The 20,567-nt window shown below is 70.3% G+C and carries 14 protein-coding genes and 1 pseudogene; 9 read left to right on the top strand and 6 right to left on the bottom strand.

The window, feature by feature from the left end:
- Both KUTG_RS36490 and KUTG_RS36495 read left to right on the top strand, forming a co-directional pair.
- Positions 1 to 702, top strand: a 702-nt coding sequence (locus tag KUTG_RS36490) for an FAD-dependent oxidoreductase (RefSeq protein WP_043723352.1), incomplete at its 5' end; no start/stop codon positions are given.
- Complete coding sequence (locus KUTG_RS36495) at positions 702 to 1,364, top strand: phosphonatase-like hydrolase (RefSeq protein WP_043723353.1); 663 nt, start codon at positions 702 to 704, stop codon at positions 1,362 to 1,364. The genes KUTG_RS36490 and KUTG_RS36495, both read left to right, overlap by 1 nt.
- Here KUTG_RS36495 and KUTG_RS54305 read toward each other — a convergent pair.
- On the bottom strand, positions 1,357 to 3,774 hold the full coding sequence (locus KUTG_RS54305) for an ATP-binding protein (protein ID WP_198047422.1): 2,418 nt from the start codon (positions 3,772 to 3,774) through the stop codon (positions 1,357 to 1,359). The two genes, KUTG_RS36495 and KUTG_RS54305, sit on opposite strands and share 8 nt — an antisense overlap.
- A 37-nt stretch (positions 3,775 to 3,811) precedes the next feature.
- Positions 3,812 to 4,036 (bottom strand): annotated as a pseudogene (locus KUTG_RS66595) (winged helix-turn-helix domain-containing protein); the annotation flags it as partial.
- Between the two features lie 147 nt (positions 4,037 to 4,183).
- On the opposite strand from KUTG_RS66595, the gene KUTG_RS54310 reads away from it, so the two are divergent.
- Positions 4,184 to 6,721, top strand: a complete 2,538-nt coding sequence (locus KUTG_RS54310; protein ID WP_084580183.1) for a P-loop NTPase fold protein — start codon at positions 4,184 to 4,186, stop codon at positions 6,719 to 6,721.
- A gap of 4 nt (positions 6,722 to 6,725) precedes the next feature.
- Here the strand turns inward: KUTG_RS54310 and KUTG_RS36530 are convergent, their stop codons facing one another.
- On the bottom strand, positions 6,726 to 7,316 hold the full coding sequence (locus KUTG_RS36530) for a TetR/AcrR family transcriptional regulator (RefSeq protein WP_043723362.1): 591 nt from the start codon (positions 7,314 to 7,316) through the stop codon (positions 6,726 to 6,728).
- A gap of 87 nt (positions 7,317 to 7,403) precedes the next feature.
- On the opposite strand from KUTG_RS36530, the gene KUTG_RS36535 reads away from it, so the two are divergent.
- Together KUTG_RS36535 and KUTG_RS36540 are read left to right on the top strand one after the other, a co-directional pair.
- The gene (locus KUTG_RS36535; RefSeq protein ID WP_043723363.1) at positions 7,404 to 8,531 is read left to right on the top strand and encodes a nucleotide disphospho-sugar-binding domain-containing protein; all 1,128 of its coding nucleotides are present in this window, start codon (positions 7,404 to 7,406) and stop codon (positions 8,529 to 8,531) included.
- Positions 8,532 to 8,911: 380 nt separating this feature from the next.
- Positions 8,912 to 9,643, top strand: coding sequence for a cytochrome P450 family protein (locus KUTG_RS36540; RefSeq protein WP_043723366.1), 732 nt, complete (start codon positions 8,912 to 8,914; stop codon positions 9,641 to 9,643).
- On the opposite strand, the gene KUTG_RS36545 is transcribed toward KUTG_RS36540, so the two are convergent.
- Positions 9,636 to 10,475 (bottom strand): NmrA/HSCARG family protein, encoded by an 840-nt coding sequence (locus KUTG_RS36545; protein WP_043723367.1) that lies wholly within the window; start codon positions 10,473 to 10,475, stop codon positions 9,636 to 9,638. The two genes, KUTG_RS36540 and KUTG_RS36545, sit on opposite strands and share 8 nt — an antisense overlap.
- 120 nt (positions 10,476 to 10,595) lie before the next feature.
- Here KUTG_RS36545 and KUTG_RS62045 point away from each other — a divergent pair, with 120 nt between their 5' ends.
- The 4 genes from KUTG_RS62045 (at position 10,596) to KUTG_RS36565 (ending at position 17,072) form a co-directional block, all read left to right on the top strand.
- Positions 10,596 to 11,072, top strand: a complete 477-nt coding sequence (locus KUTG_RS62045; RefSeq protein ID WP_052395814.1) for a MarR family winged helix-turn-helix transcriptional regulator — start codon at positions 10,596 to 10,598, stop codon at positions 11,070 to 11,072.
- Positions 11,073 to 11,090: 18 nt separating this feature from the next.
- On the top strand, positions 11,091 to 11,846 hold the full coding sequence (locus KUTG_RS36555; RefSeq protein ID WP_043723370.1) for an SGNH/GDSL hydrolase family protein: 756 nt from the start codon (positions 11,091 to 11,093) through the stop codon (positions 11,844 to 11,846).
- Between the two features lie 137 nt (positions 11,847 to 11,983).
- Positions 11,984 to 13,234: an MFS transporter gene (locus tag KUTG_RS36560; RefSeq protein WP_043723372.1), complete on the top strand. Its 1,251-nt coding sequence runs from the start codon at positions 11,984 to 11,986 to the stop codon at positions 13,232 to 13,234.
- Positions 13,235 to 13,454: 220 nt separating this feature from the next.
- Positions 13,455 to 17,072, top strand: a complete 3,618-nt coding sequence (locus KUTG_RS36565; protein ID WP_052395815.1) for a S8 family serine peptidase — start codon at positions 13,455 to 13,457, stop codon at positions 17,070 to 17,072.
- A 56-nt stretch (positions 17,073 to 17,128) separates the two neighbouring features.
- Here KUTG_RS36565 and KUTG_RS36570 read toward each other — a convergent pair whose 3' ends face one another.
- Both KUTG_RS36570 and KUTG_RS36575 read right to left on the bottom strand, forming a co-directional pair.
- A complete protein-coding gene (locus tag KUTG_RS36570; RefSeq protein WP_232241162.1) occupies positions 17,129 to 19,015 on the bottom strand; it encodes a glycosyl hydrolase family 18 protein in 1,887 nt (628 codons plus the stop codon).
- 108 nt (positions 19,016 to 19,123) lie between these two features.
- Positions 19,124 to 20,554, bottom strand: a complete 1,431-nt coding sequence (locus KUTG_RS36575; RefSeq protein ID WP_084580192.1) for a chitinase — start codon at positions 20,552 to 20,554, stop codon at positions 19,124 to 19,126.
- Between the last annotated feature and the right edge of the window lie 13 nt (positions 20,555 to 20,567).

The following is a 20,567-nucleotide window of genomic DNA, read 5'->3' on the forward strand; positions in this document are numbered from 1 at the left end:
GCCACCGTGGAGCCTCGCGTGGCGCAACCGGCACTGCGGCAACACCTCCTGGCCTCCGGTCGCTACACCTGGCTGCCGGGTCGTGAGGTTCGGGCGTTGCTGCCCCAGGGCGTGCGTGATGATCACGGCGAAGTGCACGGGGCGGATCTGGTCCTGCTGTGCACCGGGGCTGCGTTGGGCGGCCTGGTGCGGGAAATCGTCGGCGAGGTGCCGGTGCGGAGGGTGCGGTTGCAGATGATGCAGACCGATCCGCTGGACGAGCCGCTGACCACGTCGGTGGCCGACGGCGACAGCTTCCGCTACTACCCGGCCTATCGCGGCCCGGCGCTGGACGCCTTGAACCTTCAGCAGCCGCAGCCGCCGGTTCCCCGTGAGCACAAGATGCAACTCCTGATGGTGCAACGGCTTGATGGTTCGCTGACCATCGGCGACACCCACGAGTACGACGAGCCCTTCACCTTCGACGTCGACTCCGCCCCGTACGAGCATCTCGTTTCTGTGGCGGAATCCCTGCTGGGGCGGGCACTTCCGCCGAGTCGGCGGCGGTGGGCCGGCGTGTACGCCCAACACACCGATCCGGCCATGGTCGTGCACCGGGCCGCCGTCGCCGACAACGCCTGGCTGATCACCGGACCGGGCGGCCGGGGCATGACCTGTTCGCCGGCCATCGCCGAGCGCACCGCACTGGAGGCGGGACTCTGATGATCTCCTTGGCAGTACTGGACATGGCCGGCACCACGGTGGCCGACGACGGCCTGGTCGAGCAGGCGTTCTCCGAGGCCATTGGTGCCGTAGGAGTGTCCTGCACGGACGATCGCTTCCCGGCGATGCTGGACCACGTGCGCCGCACCATGGGGCAGTCCAAGATCGTCGTGTTCCGGGCGCTGCTGCCGGAAACCGAGGCGCAGCAGGCCAATCGGGCCTTCGAGGCCGCCTACAGCCGGCTCGTCGAGGCCGGGCACTGCTCGTCGATCCCGGGTGCCGAGCAGGCGATCAAGGACCTGCGGGCTGCCGGCGTGAAGGTCGCGCTGACCACCGGCTTCGCCCGTCCCACCCAGGACGCCATCATCGCCGCCCTCGGCTGGCACGACCTGACCGACATCGCCCTCACCCCAGCCGACGCCGGCCGCGGGCGGCCGTTCCCGGACATGGTGCTCACGGCAGTGCTGCGCCTGGGCATCGACGACGTGCGGGAGGTCGCCGTGGTCGGCGACACCCCGTCCGACGTGGTCAGCGGCCTGCGGGCCGGGGCCGCCATCGCCGCCGGCGTGCTCACCGGGGCCTCGACCCGGGCGGAATTCGAGGCGGTGCAGGCAACTCACGTGCTGGAGTCGGTGCGGGACCTGCCGGCCCTGCTCAGCTGAGGGCCAGTTCCACGGTCTGACGCCAGTTCATGGCCCGGCCCTCGGCGAACAGGGTGTCGTAGGACTGCGCGCCGAGGGAGTCTCGGGCCGTGGCCAGGGCATCGGTGAACAGTCGGGCCACGGACCGGGCGATCATGCCCGGGCTGAACTGGTCGGCATACGTGGAGGCGGCGCCGCCCAGCCGGGCCGACCGGGTCGGGTCGTCCCGGTGCGCGGCGATGACCGCCAGGTAGATCAGCGCGAGCACCATGATCAAGGGCGCGCCGACCGGCTCCAGGATCGCCACCGCCTCCCGGGCCGCCCGCTCGGCTGGCACCCACTCGGCCCGGTGGATCAGCACGGCGGCCCGCCAGGCCAGGATCACGCCCAGGTCCCATGGCGCACCGGCCGGCCGGCGCTCGGCCTCCAGCGCGATCAGGTCGCGTTCGGCCTGCTCGGGCCGGCCCAGCTTGAGCTCCATGCCGGCCCGAATGGCCCGCACGCCGCCGTGGGTGCTCGGCCAGTCCAGCTGGCGCAGCACGATCTCCGCCTCGGTGAACATGGCGTGGGACAGCGCGTAGTCCCTGGTCCAGTTCCCGATGTGGGCCCGGCGGCACAGCGCCGTGGCCAGCGTCTCGGGATCGCCGGTGTCCCGGGCCATGGCGATGGCCTTGTCGGCCAGCCGGCCCACCTCGGCCAGGTCCCGGCCGGTCACCGTGTACGCGTAGTGCGCGAGCACGCCGGCCTGGTCGCTGTCGGCCAGGATCTCCCGGGCCCACTGCTGGTACTCGCGGAAGCTGCCCGCGACCAGCCAGAGCGGGTGGAAGTCGAGGATCGCGGCGCAGCGGGCGAATCGGCCCCGATCGAGCAGCCAGCGCATGGCCGCCCGCAGGTTGTCACGCTCGTCGGTCAACCGCCGGAACCACGTGCGCTGGTCCGGGCCGTCCACGCCGTGTCGCGCCTGCCGCATGAGGCCTTCGACGTGCACGGCGTGGCGTTCCCGGAGGCCGTCGAGGTTTCCCTGGACCCGGGCGAAGGTCCGGACCGTCTCCAGCAGGGCGAACCGCGACTCGCCCTGGCGCACGATCAGGCTGGCGTCCAGCAATCCGCTCAACAGCCTCAGGGTCGTGGTCAGGTCCAGATCGGCGACCTCGGCCGCGGCCGCCGCGGTGCAACCTCCGGCGAACACCGACATTGCCCGCAGCATGGCTTGTTCGTCGGTGGTGAGCAGGTCGTAGCTCCACGCGATGGTGGCCGACAGCGCCTGGTGCCGGGCCGGGAGGTCACGAGCCCCGTCAGTGAGCAGGTCGTGGGACCGTTCGAGCTGGTCTTGCAGTGCCTCGGGGGACAGCAGCCGGGTTCGGGCGGCCGCGAGCTCGACGGCCAGCGGCAGGCGGTCCATCCGCTCGCAGATCGCCTCAACTGTGTCGCTGTCGAGGTCGCCGAGCGCCCCGGCCTGACGCGCGCGTTCGGTGAACAGCTCCATCGCCGCCGGCATGTCCAGCGACTGCACCGGGCGCAGCTGCTCACCGTTCAGCCGTAGTGGAGACCGGCTGGTGACCAGCACCGTGAGCCGGGGCGCGGCGTCGAGCAGCCAGCCGATGTCCGGCGCGGCGTCCAGTAGATGTTCGAGATTGTCCAGCAGCAGCAACGGACTCCGGTCCCGCAGGTGCCGCTGCACGGTGGTGCGCAACGAATCGCCGGCCAGGTCCTTGATGGCCAGGCCGGCGGCGATGGTCGGCAGCACCAGGTTCGGGTCGCGGATCGGGGCCAGCGGCACGACCGTGACGCCGTCGGCAAACCGCGTCTCCAGTTCCCGTGCTGCGGCCAGGGCCAGCCGCGTCTTGCCGACGCCGCCGGGTCCGGTCAGCGTCACCAGCCGCGCCCGGGCGACCCGTTCGACCACGTCCGCGACGTCACGGTCGCGGCCGATCAGCCTCGTGCGATGGGCTGGCAGCGCCGATTCCGGCTCGCGCGGCGGCATCAGGTCGAGGGCGGGATCGTTGCGCAGCACGGCCAGTTCGAGGCGTTGCAGCTCCGCGCCGGGATCGATGCCCAGCTCCTCGGCCAGGTGCGTCCTGGTGCGGCGGGCGATGTCCAGCGCCTTGGTCGACTGGCCGGCGCGGTGCAGGGCCAGCACGAGCTGGCCGATGAGCCGCTCCCGGGTCGGATGGGTGTCGGCGAGCGTGGTGATCTCGCCGAGGATCTCGTTGTGCTGGCCCAGGCGGAGCCGCGCGTCGATCCGGTCCTCCATCGCCACCAGGCGCGTCTCTTCGAGGCCGCCGCACAGCCTTTCGCGGATCTCCGGCGCCGCCACATCGGCCAGCGCCGGCCCGCGCCACAGGCCCAGCGCCTGGTCGAGCAGCACGACCTTGACCCGGTCGTTCGGCGCGAGCCGGGCCCGGGTCACGCCGTTCGAGAAGCGATGCACGTCCACCGCCAGCGGATCGGCCCCGCAACAGGTAGCCGGCGCCCTCGGTGGCGATCCCCATCGCCTCGCCCACGTCGGCCAGGATCGCCCGCAGATTCGACACCTGCACCTTGATCGCATGCGGCGCACTGCGCGGCGGGTCGCCCGGCCACACCCACTCGATCAGCCTCTGCACCGGGACCGTCCGGTTGACCTCCAGCGCCAGCAGGGCCAGCACCAGCCGCTGCTGCCGTGGCCCCAGCGCCACCACGTCGTCGCCCATCCGCGCGCCGACCGGTCCCAGCAGACGAAGCTCCACCGGTCCCAAGGTGGCACAAGTCGAGCCCCCTTTCACGCCAAAGCAGGAGTAACACGTATTTCTCGGCCTCCCGGTGCATCCTGTACGCGTTCGCACGCGAAAGGGGCCGTGATGACAGGGCCGATCCCGCGGCAGCTCCCGGCGCCGGTGCAGAACTTCATTGGACGAGATTCAGAGATCGAGTTACTCAACCAGCTGGTCGGTGGCGAGACACCGGGTGTGATCCAGGTGGTGGGTATGGGCGGTGTCGGCAAGACGGCGTTGGTGGTGCACTGGGCCAACCAAGTGGCCGAAAACTTCCCCTATGGCCAGATCTTCCTCGACATGCGTGGATACTCCGCTGGCGGCGTCCCCGTCGCACCCGCCGTGGCCCTGGCCTCGGTCCTGAGCGCATTCGGCGTCGAGCCCGACCGGATGCCGGACGGCCTTGATGCCCGCTCGGCACTGTTCCGCGAGATGGCCAGCTTCCGGCATATGTTGATCGTGCTCGACAATGTGGCCGCCAGCGAGCAGGTCGCGCCACTGGTACCCGACGACGGCGATTGCCAGTTGGTGATCACGAGTCGCCGCGACTTGAACTTGTCGGCGACCACCTTCACCAGGTTGATCCGGGTCGATCCGCTGGCCGACGACGAATCACGGGAGTTGCTGGCGGAAGTGCTCGGCGGCGAGCGTATGGCTGCCGAACCTGAAGCGGTCAGCCGGCTCATCGACAGCTGTCAGGGGCTGCCGTTGGCCCTGCGTGTAGCTGCCGGGCGCGCACTGCGAAGTCAGCGGCCCCTGTCCGAACTGGCCGACAGCACTCGCGGACTCGAGGACGTGGTTTCTACGGAACACATGCTGTCCTTGACCTACGCCACGCTGTCGTCCGAAGCTGCGCGGCTGCTGCGGCGGCTGGGACTGCACCCGGGCGGTCCGGTGAAGATCGCGGAGGCCGCCGCGCTCGCCGACGTGCCGCCGCAGGCCGCTGCCGCCTTGCTCGAAACCCTCGCGAACGAGAGCATGCTCGATCGGGACGGTGCGGACAGCTACCAGCTGCATTCGTTGATCCATGCCTATGCTCACGAGTTGTTGTTACGAGAGGAAACCGCCGAGGGTCGCGCGGCGGCCGAGACGCGGCTGAGCCGACTCACGCGGGTGCCCCGGCGGAACGTCGAATTCGTGGATGATGCGCCGGCGTGCAAAGATCGGCTGGACCGGGATCTGCTGGCTGAAGACCTGGCGAAGCGGTTGCGGCAGGCGCAGGATCGGCGGCCGGAGGTGTCCTTCCTGCTGCACCTGGATGGACCCTGGGGAGCGGGCAAGACGAGCCTGCTCAACCTGATCGAACACGAGCTGGCCGCATCGGCGCTGGTCGTGACGTTCAATGCCTGGCGGTACGCCCGGGTGGAACCGCCGTGGTGGGCGCTGATCACCTGCCTTCGGGACCAACTGATCCGGGCCCAGCCGCGACGGAACCGACTGTGGTGGCACGTAAAGGAGACGTGGGCGCGGGTGCGCCGGTCGGGAGCCTCCTATCTGCTGGCGATGCTCGTGCTGGCGGTGCTTGTCGCCGCGGTGCTCATGATCTTCCAACCGATTCCGTTGGCGCCCAAGGACTTCGGGGACTTCGCCAAGGCGATCACGGGCGGACTGGGGGTGCTGGCGGCGTTCTGGTCGGTGGGCAAGATCGCGGCCCGGCTGCTGCTGTGGAACTCGGCCAGTGGGGCCCGGCTGCTGGAGCAGTCGCACACCAACCCGATGCGTGAGGTGACGGAGCACTTCGCCTGGCTGGTCGACCACGCGTCCAAACCGGTGGTGCTGTTCATCGACGACCTCGACCGGTGCGACGAGAAGTACGTGGTGGCGATCCTGGAAGCCGTGCAGAACCTGGTTCGCGACGCGCCGGGCGGCACGAAACAGATCCCGCGCGCGGCCAGTTTCGTGGTCGCGGCCGACGGGGCGTGGCTGCGCCGGGCCTACGAGAAGACGTACGAGAACTTCCAGGGCGCCGTGGACGAACCGGGCCGGCCGCTCGGACATCTGTTCCTGGACAAGCTGTTCCAGCTCAGCGTGCCGATGCCGGCCATGGGCGAGGAGGCGCGATCCTGCTACTTCGACACGCTGCTGGGGGTCGCCCCCGACTCTGGCCGTCAGGAGCCGACCGACGAGGTGCACGAGGCGCAGGCCCGGATGGTGAGCAGCCGCACCGAGGGCGAGGTGCTCGACGTCCTCGACAACGCCAGCCCACCGGTTCGGCGGGCGGTCATCGCCGACGCCATCGCCAAGATGTCCACGCCGGAGGTCAGCGCGGCGACCGAGCACGAGCTCCAGAAGTTCGCCCCGCTGCTGCTGGCCAACCCGCGAGGCATGAAGCGCTTCGTCAACACCTACGGCGTGGTGCGCACCCTGCGCACGCTGGAGGGCAACACCGTGGGTTCGGACGCGCTCGCGCTGTGGACGATCATCCGCCTGCGGTGGCCGCTGCTGGCCGAGCACCTCGAACAGGATGCCGACCTGATCGACCGGATCATGGCGGCCGAGGCCGACGACGATCTCCCCGACCAGCTGAAGTGCCTGATCACGGCGCCCGAGGTGCGGCGGTTCTTCAAGGAGTCGCAGCTCACCCCGGCGATGTTCCGGTCCTGCGGCGGCGGCCAGATCGGCTGACTTGTCAGGCCCGCAACAGCGGGACCAGCACCTCGTCGACGATCTCGGCGACGACCTCGTCGGTGATGGGGCCGCCGTGGGTGAGGAAGTGGTCGCGCATCAGCGCGGGGCCGACGGCGGCGACGCGGGGCGTCAGCGCGCCGGGGCGGACCTGCCCGCGGGCGGCGGCGCGGCGTACGAGGTCGAGCATGAGCTGGTTGCGGCGTTCGACGAACCGCTCTCTGTGTCGCAGCATGGCTTTCTGGTCGATGGCGACCTCGGCCAGCACCGACCGCACGGCCTGGCCCAGCGGACTGTTGAGGGCGTCGGCCATGGTGCGCAGGGCGGCGAACAGGTCGGCGCGCAGCTCGCCGGTGTCAGGCAGTTCGCCGACGGTGGGGAAGGCGTGGATGACGGCGTCCATCATCAGCTCGGGCCGGCCGGCCCAGCGCCGGTACAGCGAGGCCTTGCTGGTGCGGGCCCGTTCGGCCACCCGCTCCATGGTCAGCCGCTGGTAGCCGACCTCAACCAGCTCCTCCAGGGCGGCGGTGAAGATCGCCTGGTTGAGCTCGTCGCCGCGTCGTCGCGGCCCCTTGCGGTGATCCACGCCACCCATCCATTCAGCTTAGAGTCCGTTGCGTTCTCTAACGCCCGGGACTACCGTCAGGATAGAAAACGCTTCGTTCTCTATGGGGGAGTCCTCGTGCGTGTTCTCGTAGTTTCGGCCCCCGGTGTGGGCCATGTCTTCCCGATCGTCCCGCTGACCTGGGCTTTACGCGCGGCCGGACACGACGTCCTGGTCGCCACGGCCAGCGCCGGGCTGGTGGTCGCCGGCGCCGGCCTGCCGGTCGTGGACGTGCTGCCCGGTTACGACATGCGGCAGCAGTTCGCGCAGCTCCGTGAGCAGCATCCGCATTTCGCCGAGATGGGCACCCGCCGCGTCCGGGACGTCAAGGAGGTCGGCGAGTTCCTGCCGTTCCTGACCAGGCCGCTGGTGCCGGGCGTGCTGGCCGCCGCCGAGCGGTTCCGCCCGGACGTCATCGTGGAGGGCTCCATGTCCGGCGCGGGCCTGATCGCCGCGGCCCGGCTGGGCGTGCCGCGGGTCGGCCACGGCTTCGGCTTCGTGCGCCCGGCCGGCATGACGGAGATGTTCCGCGAGCACATGGCCGCCGAGTTCGAGCAGCACGGCGTCGGCCTGCCGGAGCGGATGGCGCACGTCGACATCGCGCCGCCCAGCATGATCGCCGGCGAGCCCGAGGGCTGGTCGATGCGGTACGTGCCCTACAACGGCGGCGGCGTGGAACCGGACTCGCTGGGCGAGATTCCCGACCGGCCGCGGGTCGCCGTCACGCTCGGCACCGTCGCCCCGACGATGAACGGCCTCGGCCCGGTCGAGCGGATCATCGCGGCGGCGCCGGACGTGGACGCCGAGTTCGTGCTGGCGCTGGGTGAGAAGGTCGCCCTCGACAGCCTCGGCCCGCTGCCCTCGAACGTCCGCGCCGCGGGCTGGATCCCGCTGAACTCGTTGCTGGCCAGCAGTTCCCTGCTCATCCACCACGGTGGCGCCGGCACCGCGATGACGCCGCTGACGATGGGCGTTCCGCAGCTGGTCGCGCCCAGCGGCGCGGACCGGTACATCAACGCCGACGCGGTGCAGGACCGTGGCATCGGCCTTCAGGTCGAGGAGTCCGAGCTCGACGCGCGGGTGATCAACCAGCTGCTCGACGAGGACAAGTTCCGCACCACCGCGGCCGAGGTCGCCGCCGAGGTCGCGGCCATGCCGTCGCCGGCCGAGGTGGCCGCCCGGGTGATTGATTTCGTTCGGGGTTGAACCGGTCCGCGTCACCGCTCGTGTCACCCACACTTGACGGCAACGGCACGGGGGTGCGCGGGACATGTGTGAGCGACCGACACCGGAGTTACCGGGGATCGTCCCGACGTTGACCGCGGGCGGGGCGAAAGTGTGGCTGGTGACCGGATATCAGGACGTGCGGGCCGGGCTTTCCGACCCGCGCCTGAGCCGGGACACCCGGGCCGCCGGGCACGTCATCGACGGCGACGACCTCGACGGCCAGGCGTTGCGGGCCCTGCCCATGGCTGTGGCGGAACCGTTGCTGTGCAACGAGTCCGCCGACCGGCTGCGCCGGCTCGGGGCCTCGGTGTTCACGGCTGTGAAACGTCGAGCCGCTGCGCCCGCTGGTCACCGAGCTGGTGGCCGGTCTGCTCACGCCGCTGCGTGGACGGCGGTCGGGCGATCTCGTCGCCGAGATCGCCCGGCCGCTGCCCGTGCTGCTCACGTGCGAGCTGCTCGGGCTGCCGGTCGAGGACAGAATCCTTTCGTGGACCGAGATTCTGCTCGCCTTTCACGAACGGGCCGGCGCCGACCTGCCGGCCCATCTCGCCGCCGTCGCCGCCAGCGACCTCGTGTCGTCGTTGGCGGCGTTGAAGGTCACGAACGACGAGATGCTCAACCTGGTGGCCATGCTCGTGGTGGGCGGGGTGGAGATCGCCGGCGGCTTCGTGGCCAACGCCATGTCCGCGCTGCTGGACAGCCCCTGCCGGGTTGCCTTGGCTCGCAACGAACCTGTGCTGATGTCCGACATGATCGCCGAACTGGTCAGCGGCAGCGATCCCTTGCACGTCGGCACCTTCCGGTGCACCACCGAGCCGGTTCGGTTGGGCGGCACCGTGATTCCCGCCGGCGAGGTCGTCATGCTCGCCGGCGCCGACTGCCCGTCCGACCGTCGCTACGCCGGCACCGTCGGCCACGGCGTGCAGCACCGCATCGGCTCCCTGCTCGGCCGGCTGCTGGCCGAGACCGTGCTTGAGCAGCTCGTCGACGAGTTTCCCTTGCTGCGCCTGTCGGTTTCGCCGGCGCGGGTGCCGTGGCAGTTCACTCGCCAGAGCCGGGCCGTCGAAAGCCTGCCCGTGCTGGTCAGCTGAGGGCCTTTCCGGCCCAGTCGGCGAAGGTGTGCCAGCCGATCTCGGGATAGTCGGTCCGCAGGCGCGTGATGTCGACGTCCATGCCGACCCTCTCGAAGTAGGCGAACATCGCCGCCAGATCGGCGGAGTACCGCGCAACATCCTCGACGCTGGCCGCGTCGAACTCGACGTCACGATCGAGCACCGTGCCGAGCGTGCTAGCCATCTCCTTGCCGGTGCGCTCGTCCGAGGCGATGTCGACGCGGCGGCCGAGGAACTCCTTGCGGCGCCCTATGGCCAACGCCGCGAACGCCCCGATGTCCGCCGCCGCGATCAGCTTCAGCGGTGTCCCCGGCGACAGCGGCAGCGAGTACTTGCCCTGCCGCAGCGACCGGCTGGCCCAGCCGCCCGCCACGTTGTCCATGAACGCCGACGGGGCGATCACCGTCCAGTTGTCCGTCGCCTGCGCCAGATGCCGCTCGATGACCCACTTGCTGTCGAAGTGCGGGATGCCCGTGCCCCGGTCCGCGTTGGTCGCCGACGTGAACACGATGTGCCGGACGTCGGCCCGCACCGCCGCGTCGATGGCGTCCACCCCGTGCCGGATCTCCGTGTCTAGGTCCGTGCCGAACGGCGTCGTCACCAGAAAGACCGCATCCGCCCCGGCGAACGCCCGGTCCAGCGACCCCGGATCGTCGAAGTCCGCCCGCACCGCCTCCGCCCCGGGCAGCTCGATCGGCCGCCTGTTCACCGCCCGCACCCGATGTCCGTCGGCCAACAGCGCCCTGGCCGTCGCCCCGCCCTGCGTGCCGCTCGCCCCCGTGACCGCCACCGTCAGCTGTGAATGTTCCATGCACAAAGTTTGACCGTGAAAAGATTCCTCGCGCAAGTCTTTTTGTGGGCCTATGGGGGAGGGGGCGGTGAGGGGTCGGCAACTGTTGACAGCGGAAGTGTTCTGCCGTCAACTTTTGCCATGGCGGATCCCGACCCCCTGCTGGCGTGGCTCTATCTGCAACAGGGCGTGAAGACGATCGAAGAGTCGCTCAGCGCCACCATGGAGGAGCACTGCGGCTGCACGCTGAGCGAGCATTCGACGCTCTACCGCCTCAAGACGGCCAAGGACCAGCGGCTGACCATGGCCGAGCTGTCGGAGCTGCTGTCGATCAGCCCGAGCGGCGTCACACGGCTGGTCGACCGGCTGGTGCGGCGGGGGTGGGTGGAGCGGGTGCAGCCGCCGGACAACCGGCGGACGGTGTGCGCGGTGCCGACGGAGGAGGGCCTGCGGGTGCTCCAGGGCCAGACGATGGTCGTCTACTGGCAGTCGGTGAACCGCCACTTCGAGTCCATTTTGGACGCCGAGGATCTGGCGGCGGCGGCGCGGATCGGCCGCAAGATGCTGGAGGCGAACGGCCGTTGGGACGAGAAGAGGTTCGCCCCCGGGTCGGCGTGATCGAGGTACCGTCCGAACATGAGACGTTATGTCGCGCTGGGGGACAGCCTGACCGAGGGCATCGGCGACTTCGCCGATGACGGTCGCCCGCGTGGCTGGGCGGACCGTTTCGCGCACGGCCTGGCCGCCCGGCGGGGCGAGGTCGAGTACGCCAACCTCGCCGTCCGGGGCCTGACCGCGAGCCAGGTGCTGGCCACGCAGGTGGGGCCGGCCGTCGACCTCGCTCCGGACCTGGTCAGCGTCATCGTCGGCATGAACGACCTGCTACGGCCCCGGTTCGACGTCGGCACGCTGCGCCGCGACCTGGGCGCGATCTACGGCGGCCTGGCCGCGACCGGTGCCGTGGTGTTCACGGCGACGCTGCCCGAGCCGGGCATCGGAGTGCCGCTGCCGGCCCGGATGCGGGCCAGCTTCGTGCGCCGAGGCCGCCGTCTCAACGACGCGGTCCGGCAGGCCGCCGCCGAGCACGGCGTGCGGTGCCTGGACCTGGCCCGGTCGACGCCGACCGATCCGGCGATCTGGAGCTCGGACAAGCTGCATCCCAGCGCGTACGGGCATCAGCTCATCGCCGACGAGTTCCTGGCCTTCCTGCACGGCCAGCCGTCGGCCGCCGACAGCTCGGAGCACGAGAAGGTGTCGGCCGTGCGGCCGGCTGACCAGGTGCGATGGGTGGCCGGACAGGTCGGCCCGTGGCTGTGGCGCCGGCTGACCAGCCGCCCGGCGGGCGAGGGCGTCACGGCCAAGCTGCCGGCCTATCAGCTGCTGCGCGCCTGAGGATTCAGGGCAACCAGCTGCCCGAGTGTTGCCCGATTCGCAGAGAAGTCTGTGAGTTTCTGTCCGGCTCGTGCCGTGGCCGCTACCCTCGTTCGCATCACGAATATCTGTGCGCATCGCGAACAAAGGAGGGCCCTGTGACTTCCCTCGAAGCTCCCGGCCGAGGCTGGGTGCTGCCGCTGTGCTGGTCGGCCGTCCTGTTGGACGGCTTCGACCTGGTCGTGCTGGGCACCGTGCTGCCGGTGCTGCTGCGCGGCAACGTGTGGGGCCTGACCCCCGCGACCGCCACGCTCGTGTCCACCATCGGCCTGGTCGGCATGACCATCGGCGCGCTGGTGCTGGGCACCGTCACCGAGGTCCTCGGCCGCCGCCGGGCGATGATCGTGTCGGTGACGGTGTTCTCCGTGTGCACGCTGCTGTGCGCGGTGGCGCCGTCGGCCCTCCTGTTCGGCGCGCTGCGCTTCATCGCCGGCCTCGGTCTCGGCGGCTGCCTGCCCACGGCCATCACGCTGGTCAGCGAGCACTACGCCCGCACCGGCCGGCCGAGCACGGCGACCACGACCGTGATGACCGGCTACCACGTCGGCGCGATGGCCACCGCCCTGCTGGGCATCGCCCTGATCGAGCCGCTGGGCTGGCAGGCCATGTTCGTGGTGGGCGCGGTGCCGGCGCTCGCGCTGGTGCCGCTGATGATCAAGCACCTGCCCGACTCGGCCACGCCGGTCGAGCACCGCGCCGGCTCGTCGATCAAGCAGGCACTGGCGACCCTCTTCAAGGGCCGCATGGTCGCCGTGACGATCGCGTTCTGGGTCACCTCCTTCATGGGCCTGATCCTGGTGTACGGCCTGAACACCTGGCTGCCGGAGATCATGCGGCAGGCCGGCTACCCCCTCGGCGCGGCGCTGGGCCTGTTGCTGACGCTGAACTTCGGCGGCGTCGTCGGATTGTTGGTGGCCGGCATGGTCGCCGACCGCATCGGCATGAAGCCGGCGACGCTGGGCTGGTTCGTGGTGGCCGCGGTGCTGCTGGCCGTGCTGAGCGTCAAGATGCCCGGATTCGCCTTGTACATCGCGGTTTTCCTGTCCGGGGCGTTCGTCTTCAGCGCCCAGGTCCTGGTCTACGCCTACACCACCCGTGCCTATCCGCCGGAGGCGCGGGCCACCGGGCTCGGCTGGACCGCAGGCATCGGACGTATCGGCGCAATCTGCGGCCCGCTGCTCGGCGGCGTCCTGCTCACCGCCGGGATCGTGTACCCGTGGGGCTTCTACGCATTCGCCGTGGTCGCGGCCCTGGCGGCCGTCGGCGTGGGCGCGCTCAACGCGGCCAGCCAGCTGCCCGTTGACGGCGTTAGCCCAACAGGCGCAAAGGCGGACACCTCCAACCACTAGGTGACTGCCGTCACGTTGCTCCCTCCGGGCCTGCCTGCGATGTTGCCCGAATGACCGCCGCCACGGTCGTTCGGGCATTCAGGCCCTGGAAAGGAGCACAATGCTGCGCGGTCTGGTCCTGGTCACGGCGGCGGCTTCGGCTATCGCCCTGACTACAGCCGGTCCAACGGCAGCCGCCCCGGCGGCCCCGTTATCCCCAACTCCCACAGGCACTTCCGCTTTGGGCGACCTCGTCGGCAGACCGACGGCGCCGGTCACCAAGCAACCCGACTCCGTCATCGTCGTCACCGACGGCACGGCGAAGTTCGGCGCCAACGCCACGGCCGTGGACGGCGTGCCCAACACGACGGTGGTGCACGTCGGCGGCGACGCCGAGAAAGCGGCGCAGGAGCTGCGCAAGCAGCCCGGAGTGCGCTTCGCCGAACCGAACCGCGCCGTCAGCAGCATGAGCTCGGGCCAGATGCCGCTGCCCGACCGGGCCGCGACCCTGCCGGTCACCGGGCCCGACAACTACGGTGTCACCTCGTCCCTGCAAAGCTTTCTCAACGCCGGCGGCGTCAACGCGCTCGGCGCCTACGACACCCTCGGCTCCCGCTACGGCCAGCTCCCCGGCACGGGCGAGATCATCACCAACGTCAGCTCCGGCGACCTGACCGACCAGACAACGGTGGTCAAGGACGGCCAGCGTTACCTGGACATCCCGTCCATGCCGCTGATCCCGACCTATGTGGCCAACGGCAGCGCGCTCGACCCGGTCGGCACCACCACAGGCCAGGACGCGCAGCTGGCCGAGGTGCTGCTGGACTTCGCCGTGATGGCCCCGCTGCCGCATGACAAGCAGCGGCCCGAGGCCCTCGGCAGCCGTTCGACCGACCTGCTCGGCATCGCCCCCGGCGCGCAGTACCGCCTGGTGGTGCCCACGGAGGTCAGCGACGGCGGCATCGCGCAGGCCCTGCTGGCCGCCGCCCGGCAGAACCCGCGCCCCAACGTGATCACCGCCAGTCTCGGCTTCGGCGTCGACCAGTACGGCTTTCCCGGCCGCTACCTGGAGGACGACGCGATCCTCCAGTCGGTGATCTCCACCATCGTCCGCGACTACCGCATCGTCGTCACGATCTCGTCCAACGACGGCACTCGCCTGTACACGCCGGCCGCGGTCGGCCCGGACGGCGGCAGCACGCCGACCGACCTGGCGCGCAAGGCATCCGAGACCACGGACATCAACGACGACAGCTTCTCCACGACCCCGAGCAAGGTCCTGGACAGCGGGGCCATCGCCGTCGGCGGCACCACCCTGGACGACATCCTGTCGCAGCCGGGATCGGCCAACGGGACCTATGCGACCACCCGAGCCAACGGCGGGATGAACTACTCCTCCGGTTTCGGCGACCGCATCGACGTTTCCGCGCCCGGTGACGGCATTCCCGCCTTCATCCACACGGCCGGCGGCAGCCCGCAGGCCGTGACGGCGGTGTTCAACGGCGGCACCTCGGCCTCCGCGCCGGAAGTGGCGGCCGCCGCCGCGGTCGTGTTGCAGGCCGGTCGTCTGGCCGGCAAGCACCTCGACCCGACCGACGTCCGCAAGCTGCTGCAGAAGACCGGCCGTCCGGTGGCGACGCCGCCGCAGATCGACCGGAAGCTCAACGTGGGCAACCAGATCGACGTCACCGCGGCGGTGACCTCGTTGCTGCCCAAGACGTCCAGGACCGAGATCCAGCGAATCTCCGTCGCCCACCGGGTCGTCTTCGGCAACCTCGGCGGCAACTTCACCGAGGCCTCCGACCCCAACCGCATCGACCTCCAGTCCGGCGGCAGCGGCGAGGGCCTGGTCGGCCCGGTGACCATCGGCGCGGACGTCACCGGCGCGCCCGACCGCAAGCTCGACTACGTGGTCACGGTGAACGGCAAGCAGTTCCACGCCGACCACCCGGCGGTCCGGCTCACGCCGACGCAGCTGTTGCAGGCGGCGGGCCTGCCGGTCGTGGACACGAACGACCGGAACGTGGACCTGACGTTCGAGGTGCGCGACGGCCACAAGGTGTTGGCGTCGGCCAAGAAGACGCTGACCGTCGGCCCGACCGACGGCACCTACGCCGAGGCGACCGCCCCGAGCGCCCCGGCCACGGTCAGGGCGGGCGCCCCGGTCACCGTGCACTACGACCTGACCGGCGTCCGCAGCGCCAAGTCGCCGCAGCTGGTGGTGTCCTCGATCGGCCACTGGAACCCTTTGACCGCCCCGATCTTCTCGGCGGCGTACAAGGCTCCGCTGACCGCCACGTCGGGTGACGTCACGATTCCGGCCAGCGCCTTCAACGGCGGTGGCGGCCTCTACGGCATCGGCGTGGTGCAGGACTCGACCAGCCTCCGCCCGGTGTACGGGGAATTCGCGTCGATCCGCGTCGACGGCGGGACGGCTGATCACCGCGCAGCCGCCCCGACCTTCAACGACAACGCGCACAACCTGACCCTCAACCGGACCGCGACCACATTCTCCGTCAACTACGACGTGCGGGGCATTCCCGGCGCGACCGGGGCCGAGCTGGAGTTCTCCGCGCCCGCGCCGACCCTGTTCAACTCCTACAACACCGTCACCAACGCCAACGGCACCCGGCCGGACGACGACGGCATCGACGGCTCGTCCGCGTCGGTCCAGAAACTGCCCGGCCGCAACGGTTCCGTGAAGTTCGACGCCGCCAGGCTCGGCCTCGGGTTCTCCGACTCGTACAACGTGCGGGTGATCGCCCTCGGCCGGGACGGCAAGCCGGTGGGGCAGACCGGCCCGAGCTCGTTCCTCGAACTGGACGACGGCTTCGCCCCGGACAACGCCGTGGTCGTGGACTTCGCCGCGCAGGGCAAGGATTCCGTTGTCGTGACCGATGACGGCAATGGCCACCAGGCCGTTCGCCGGTACGACCCGAGCAACGGCACCTACGGCACGGTTCTGACCACCGGCGGCGGCTTCCGGCTCGTCGGCGTCGACCCGTCGTCGCACCGGGCGGTCGTCCTGCACGGCACGGGCGTCGAGATCTACGACGTGCAAGCGGCAAAACTCGTTGGCACCGAGGCACTCGGGGACTACCTGGCGATCGGCGGCCGGGTCGACACCACCCGACACCGCGCCGCGATCCTGTTGCGTCACAACGGGGACAACGCCGACGCCGTGGTGTCGGTCGACCTCGCCACCGCGACGGCCGGCCAGCCGATCGCGGCCGATCAGGGTGTCGCGCCGGGAACGTACTTCCTGATCGATATCAACCAGAAGACCGGGCAGGTGTTCATCTCCAAGGCCGGCGGCGGGCTGATCTGCTTCGCCGGCGGCAATGCCCTGGTCGCCCGCATCGATCTGGACGCGGCCACCGTCACGCCCGCCGGGCAGTCGGATGGCTGTGCCGGCGCGCTGGCCGTCGACGACGGCACCAACACCGCGTATCAGCTGTCGTACCGGTCGTTCAGCGTCAACATCACCGGCACGACCAACCTGATCCCGGTCGCCGGCGACACCCTGGTGCCGGGCAACGCCGTCGCTGTGCGGAAGCAGTCGTCGCTGACCCTGGCCGTGGACGGCGTGCACCACCTGGCGCTGGTCGCGTTCCAGACGCCGCCGGTGGTGTCGCAGTTCGGCGCGGTCGGCGGATTGCTGTTCGACAACAACGCCACCAGCCAGCTCGCGGTCGTGGATCTGGCCACCGGCAAGGCAGTCGGCACGGTGCGGGGCATGAACTACTCGACCGGCCTCGTCGGCGCGGGCCCCGGCCGGGGCGTGCAGCTCGACCCGGCCACCCGCACCGGCTGGACGTTCTCCGGCGACGCCCGCCAGGTGCAGCAGTTCTCGTACTGAGACAACAGAAAGGGCCCGGCCGTGGTGGCCGGGCCCTTTCCTTTTACTCCCCTACCTCAGCAAGCACCGTTGTCGGTCCACACGTTCTGGCTGTTGGCCCCGGGGGTGTCGCCCTGGGTCCACCACTTCGCCGTCCACTTGTGGCCGCCGTAGGAGACCACCGCACCGCCGTTGTACGGAACCGTTGCGCTCCACGCGGTCGGGCAGTTGCCGCCGCCGGGCGGAGTCGTGCCGCCGCCACAGGGACCGTTGTCCGCCCACACACCCTGGCTGTTGGAGCCGGGGGTGTCGCCCTGCGTCCACCACTTCGCGGTCCACTGGTGGCCGCCGTAGGACACGACCGCGCCGCCGTTGTACGGGGTGGAGGCGTTCCACGCCGCCGCCGTGCAACTACCGGGCGGGGTGGTGGTCGTCGTGGTGGTGGTCGTGGTCGTCGTCGTGGTCGTGGTGGTGGTCGTCGTGGGCGGGCCCGCGCAGCCCGGCGTGCTGGCCGAGAGGCCGTTCACCACGGCGTTGAACAGCGTCGAAGCCGGGTCGAGGTCGTAGAGCGAGAACATCATCGCGCCGGCCAGGCCGTTGCAGTGGATGTAGTCGGTCCGCGCCTTGATCGACTGCGGCGAGGAGCCGCCGTAGAAGTTCGTGCCGTCGTAGAACCAGGCCGACTGCGTGGTCGGGTCGAAGAAGGTGTCGGCCGGGTTGTTGACGACCCCGGTCAGCTCCTTGTACATCGCCACACCCGGCACGTCGCCGCTGAGCGTGTGACCCGGGGACGGGCCGGTCGCGCTCTGGTACAGACCGTGGTTGTTGCCGGCCGGCACACCCGTCCAGCCGCGGTAGTAGAACGGGATGCCCAGTGTCAGCTTGTTCGACGGGAAGCCACCCGGTATGCCGTAGGCGCTGGAACCCTTGGTGTAGGCCTTGAGCACCGAGTCGATGGTGTACTTCTCCGTGCCCGGCGGGATGGCGCCGGACGGGTCGCTCGGCGAGGAGTAGAGCGGGTCCTGGAAGTTCGTCGGACCGGTGGCGTCCCACGCGCCGTGCATGTCGTAGGTCATCGCGTCGGCGAAGTCCATGTACTGACCGATCTTGTCGGTCTGGATCTTCGCGATCTTGTCCTGGCCGCCGGGCAGCGCCGCGGACAGCGAGTAGTGCTTGCCGCCCAACGCGTCCAGCTGCGACCGGAACTCGGCCAGCAGCGCGGTGAAGTTCGCGGTGTCGTTCGGGCTGGTGTGGTTGCCCAGGTGCCCGCCGGCCGCCGCCGGGTACTCCCAGTCGATGTCGAAGCCGTCGAAGATGCCGGCCGCGGTGCCGGGGCCGCCGTAGCCGCCCTGCGAGGGCAGGTTTCCCTTGATGAACATGTCGATGCAGGAGCTGACGAGCTTCTTGCGGGAGGCGTCGGTGGCCGCCGCGTCCGAGAAGTACTTCGAGTACGACCAGCCGCCCAGCGACAGCACGACCTTCAGGTTCGGGTGCCGGGCCTTCAGCTCCTGGAGCTGGTGGAAGTTGCCCACGATCGGCATGCCGAAGGCGTCCGCGGTGCCGTCGACGCTGATGTCCGAGCCGAACGACTTCTGGTAGTCGGCGAACGCGTCGCCCGCGCCGTCGCCGGCGTTCGGGTCGTTCTCCCCGCCCGGGTCCGGCGTGCTGGCCTTGGTCGCCTCGAAGCAGGACAGGCTGGACGGGTCGATGTTCTCGAAGTCGTAGATCAGATAGTCGAGGTTGTTGGCCAGCGAGTCGACGTTCTTCGGGTAGTACGCGTTCTGGTAGATCGACCACTGGTCGTAGTAGGCGATGCGCAGGCCGCCGCTGGACGCCGCGGCGGTCGCCGCCGCCGGGGTCACCGCCAGGGACTGGGGCTGCTGCTGTGCGGAGCCGGCGCCGACAGCGGTGATGCTGCCGACGACCACGGTCGCGGCCGCCGCCGCGATCAGGGCCGTTCTCACGGATGACTTCATCTGCAGGGGGCCTTCCGAGTAGGGGGGATTACGGAAGTGTGGTGTTCGCCGGCGGGTCGGGATCGGGTGCACCGACCCACCGGCGAAAGCGCTGACTCAGCAGGAGCCGTTGTCGGTCCAGACGTTCTGGCTGTTGGCGCCGGGCGTGTCGCCCTGCGTCCACCACTTCGCGGTCCACTTGTGGTTGCCGTAGGAGACGACCGCGCCGCCGTTGTACGGCGTGGTGGCGCTCCAGGCCGCCGGGCAGGTGCCGCCGCCCGGCGGGTTGGTCGTGGTGCCGCCACCGGTGCAGGCGCCGTTGTCGGTCCACACGTTCTGCGAGCCGCCAGGGGTGTCACCCTGCGTCCACCACTTGGCCGTCCACTGGTGGCCGCCGTACGAGACGACCGCCCCGCCGCTGTACGGGGTCGTGGCGTTCCACGCCGCGGCCGAGCAGGTTCCGCCGCCGCCCGGAGTCGTCGTCGTGGTGGTGGTGCTGGGCGGCGGGGACTGCGGCGGCGTCGCGCCGGCGAAGCGGGTGGTGAACTTCGTGAAGTCCCAGTCGTTCTGCGTGATGTTGCTGCAGATCCCGTTGTCGGTGCTGGAGCCGCACTGGCGGTCCCGGTTGACCGACCAGAACGTGAACCGGCCGAGGCCGTGGCTGGTCGCGTAGTCGTAGACGGTCTGGAAGTCGGACTGGGCGAACACCTCGCCGTTGTCCGAGTGGCCGTTCATGCCCGAGAAGCCCTCGTGGGCGTACGCGGTCGTGCTGTCCCAGCCCATGTGGCTCATCAGCAGGCCGTGCAGGCCCTCCAGCGCGGAGGTCTGCGCGGAGCCGCCGGCGAAGCCGCCGTCGAACGGCATGATGGAGAAGTTGTTGGGGGAGAAGCCCAACGCCTTGGACTTGTCCAGCAGTTGGGTGCCGAACCAGCCGGTGCCGGCCGCGGTGCCCGGCATCGTCACGGAGACGAACAGGCCGGGATTGTCGGCCTGCAACGTCTTGGCCGCGCCCAGCTCGTTGTTGACCGCCGCGTCGTTCTCGTACTCCGGCTCTTCGAGGTCGAAGTCGATGGCGTGCAGCGCGTACTTGGTGATGACCTGCTGGTAGGCCGCGGCGGTGGCCGCCACGGTGCCGCAGGTCTGGCCGAGCTTGGTGCCGCCGTAGCCGCCGACCGAGACGGACACGTCGCCGCCGGCCGCGCGGATCCGGCTGATCACGCCGGCCACCGCGGTGTCGGAGGAGACGGCGTTCTTGCCGTCCCAGGTGGGGCTGCACCCGCCCCCGTCGGGGGCGAGGATGAAGGCCAGCTGGAAGGCCTTCTGCCCGGTCGCCGCCATCACGACGGTCGGGTCGGGCGGGTTGTTGCTGACCGGCATGAGGTACGGCGCCGAGGCGTACCAGTTGTTGGACAGGGCGTTCGGGGCCAGCGCGGCGGCGGAAGCGGCCGGCTGGACCTGAGCCGTGCTGGCGTTGGCGGCTACAGCCGCGGCGACGCCCGCCACGGCGACCGCTGCCAACGCGGTCGCGGCGAGTTTGGCTCGCTGCATATGTCCTCCTCGT

The sequence above is a fragment of the Kutzneria sp. 744 genome (assembly GCF_000568255.1).
Classification (GTDB): domain Bacteria; phylum Actinomycetota; class Actinomycetes; order Mycobacteriales; family Pseudonocardiaceae; genus Kutzneria.

What these genes read in the sequence shown, in the direction of transcription:
- KUTG_RS36495 (WP_043723353.1), top strand. Translation starts at nt 702, where the DNA reads ATGATCTCCTTGGCAGTACTGGACATGGCCGGCACCACGGTGGCCGAC.
- KUTG_RS54310 (WP_084580183.1), top strand. Translation starts at nt 4,184, where the DNA reads ATGACAGGGCCGATCCCGCGGCAGCTCCCGGCGCCGGTGCAGAACTTC.
- KUTG_RS36530 (WP_043723362.1), bottom strand. Translation starts at nt 7,316, where the DNA reads ATGGGTGGCGTGGATCACCGCAAGGGGCCGCGACGACGCGGCGACGAG.
- KUTG_RS36545 (WP_043723367.1), bottom strand. Translation starts at nt 10,475, where the DNA reads ATGGAACATTCACAGCTGACGGTGGCGGTCACGGGGGCGAGCGGCACG.
- KUTG_RS62045 (WP_052395814.1), top strand. Translation starts at nt 10,596, where the DNA reads ATGGCGGATCCCGACCCCCTGCTGGCGTGGCTCTATCTGCAACAGGGC.
- KUTG_RS36555 (WP_043723370.1), top strand. Translation starts at nt 11,091, where the DNA reads ATGAGACGTTATGTCGCGCTGGGGGACAGCCTGACCGAGGGCATCGGC.
- KUTG_RS36575 (WP_084580192.1), bottom strand. Translation starts at nt 20,554, where the DNA reads ATGCAGCGAGCCAAACTCGCCGCGACCGCGTTGGCAGCGGTCGCCGTG.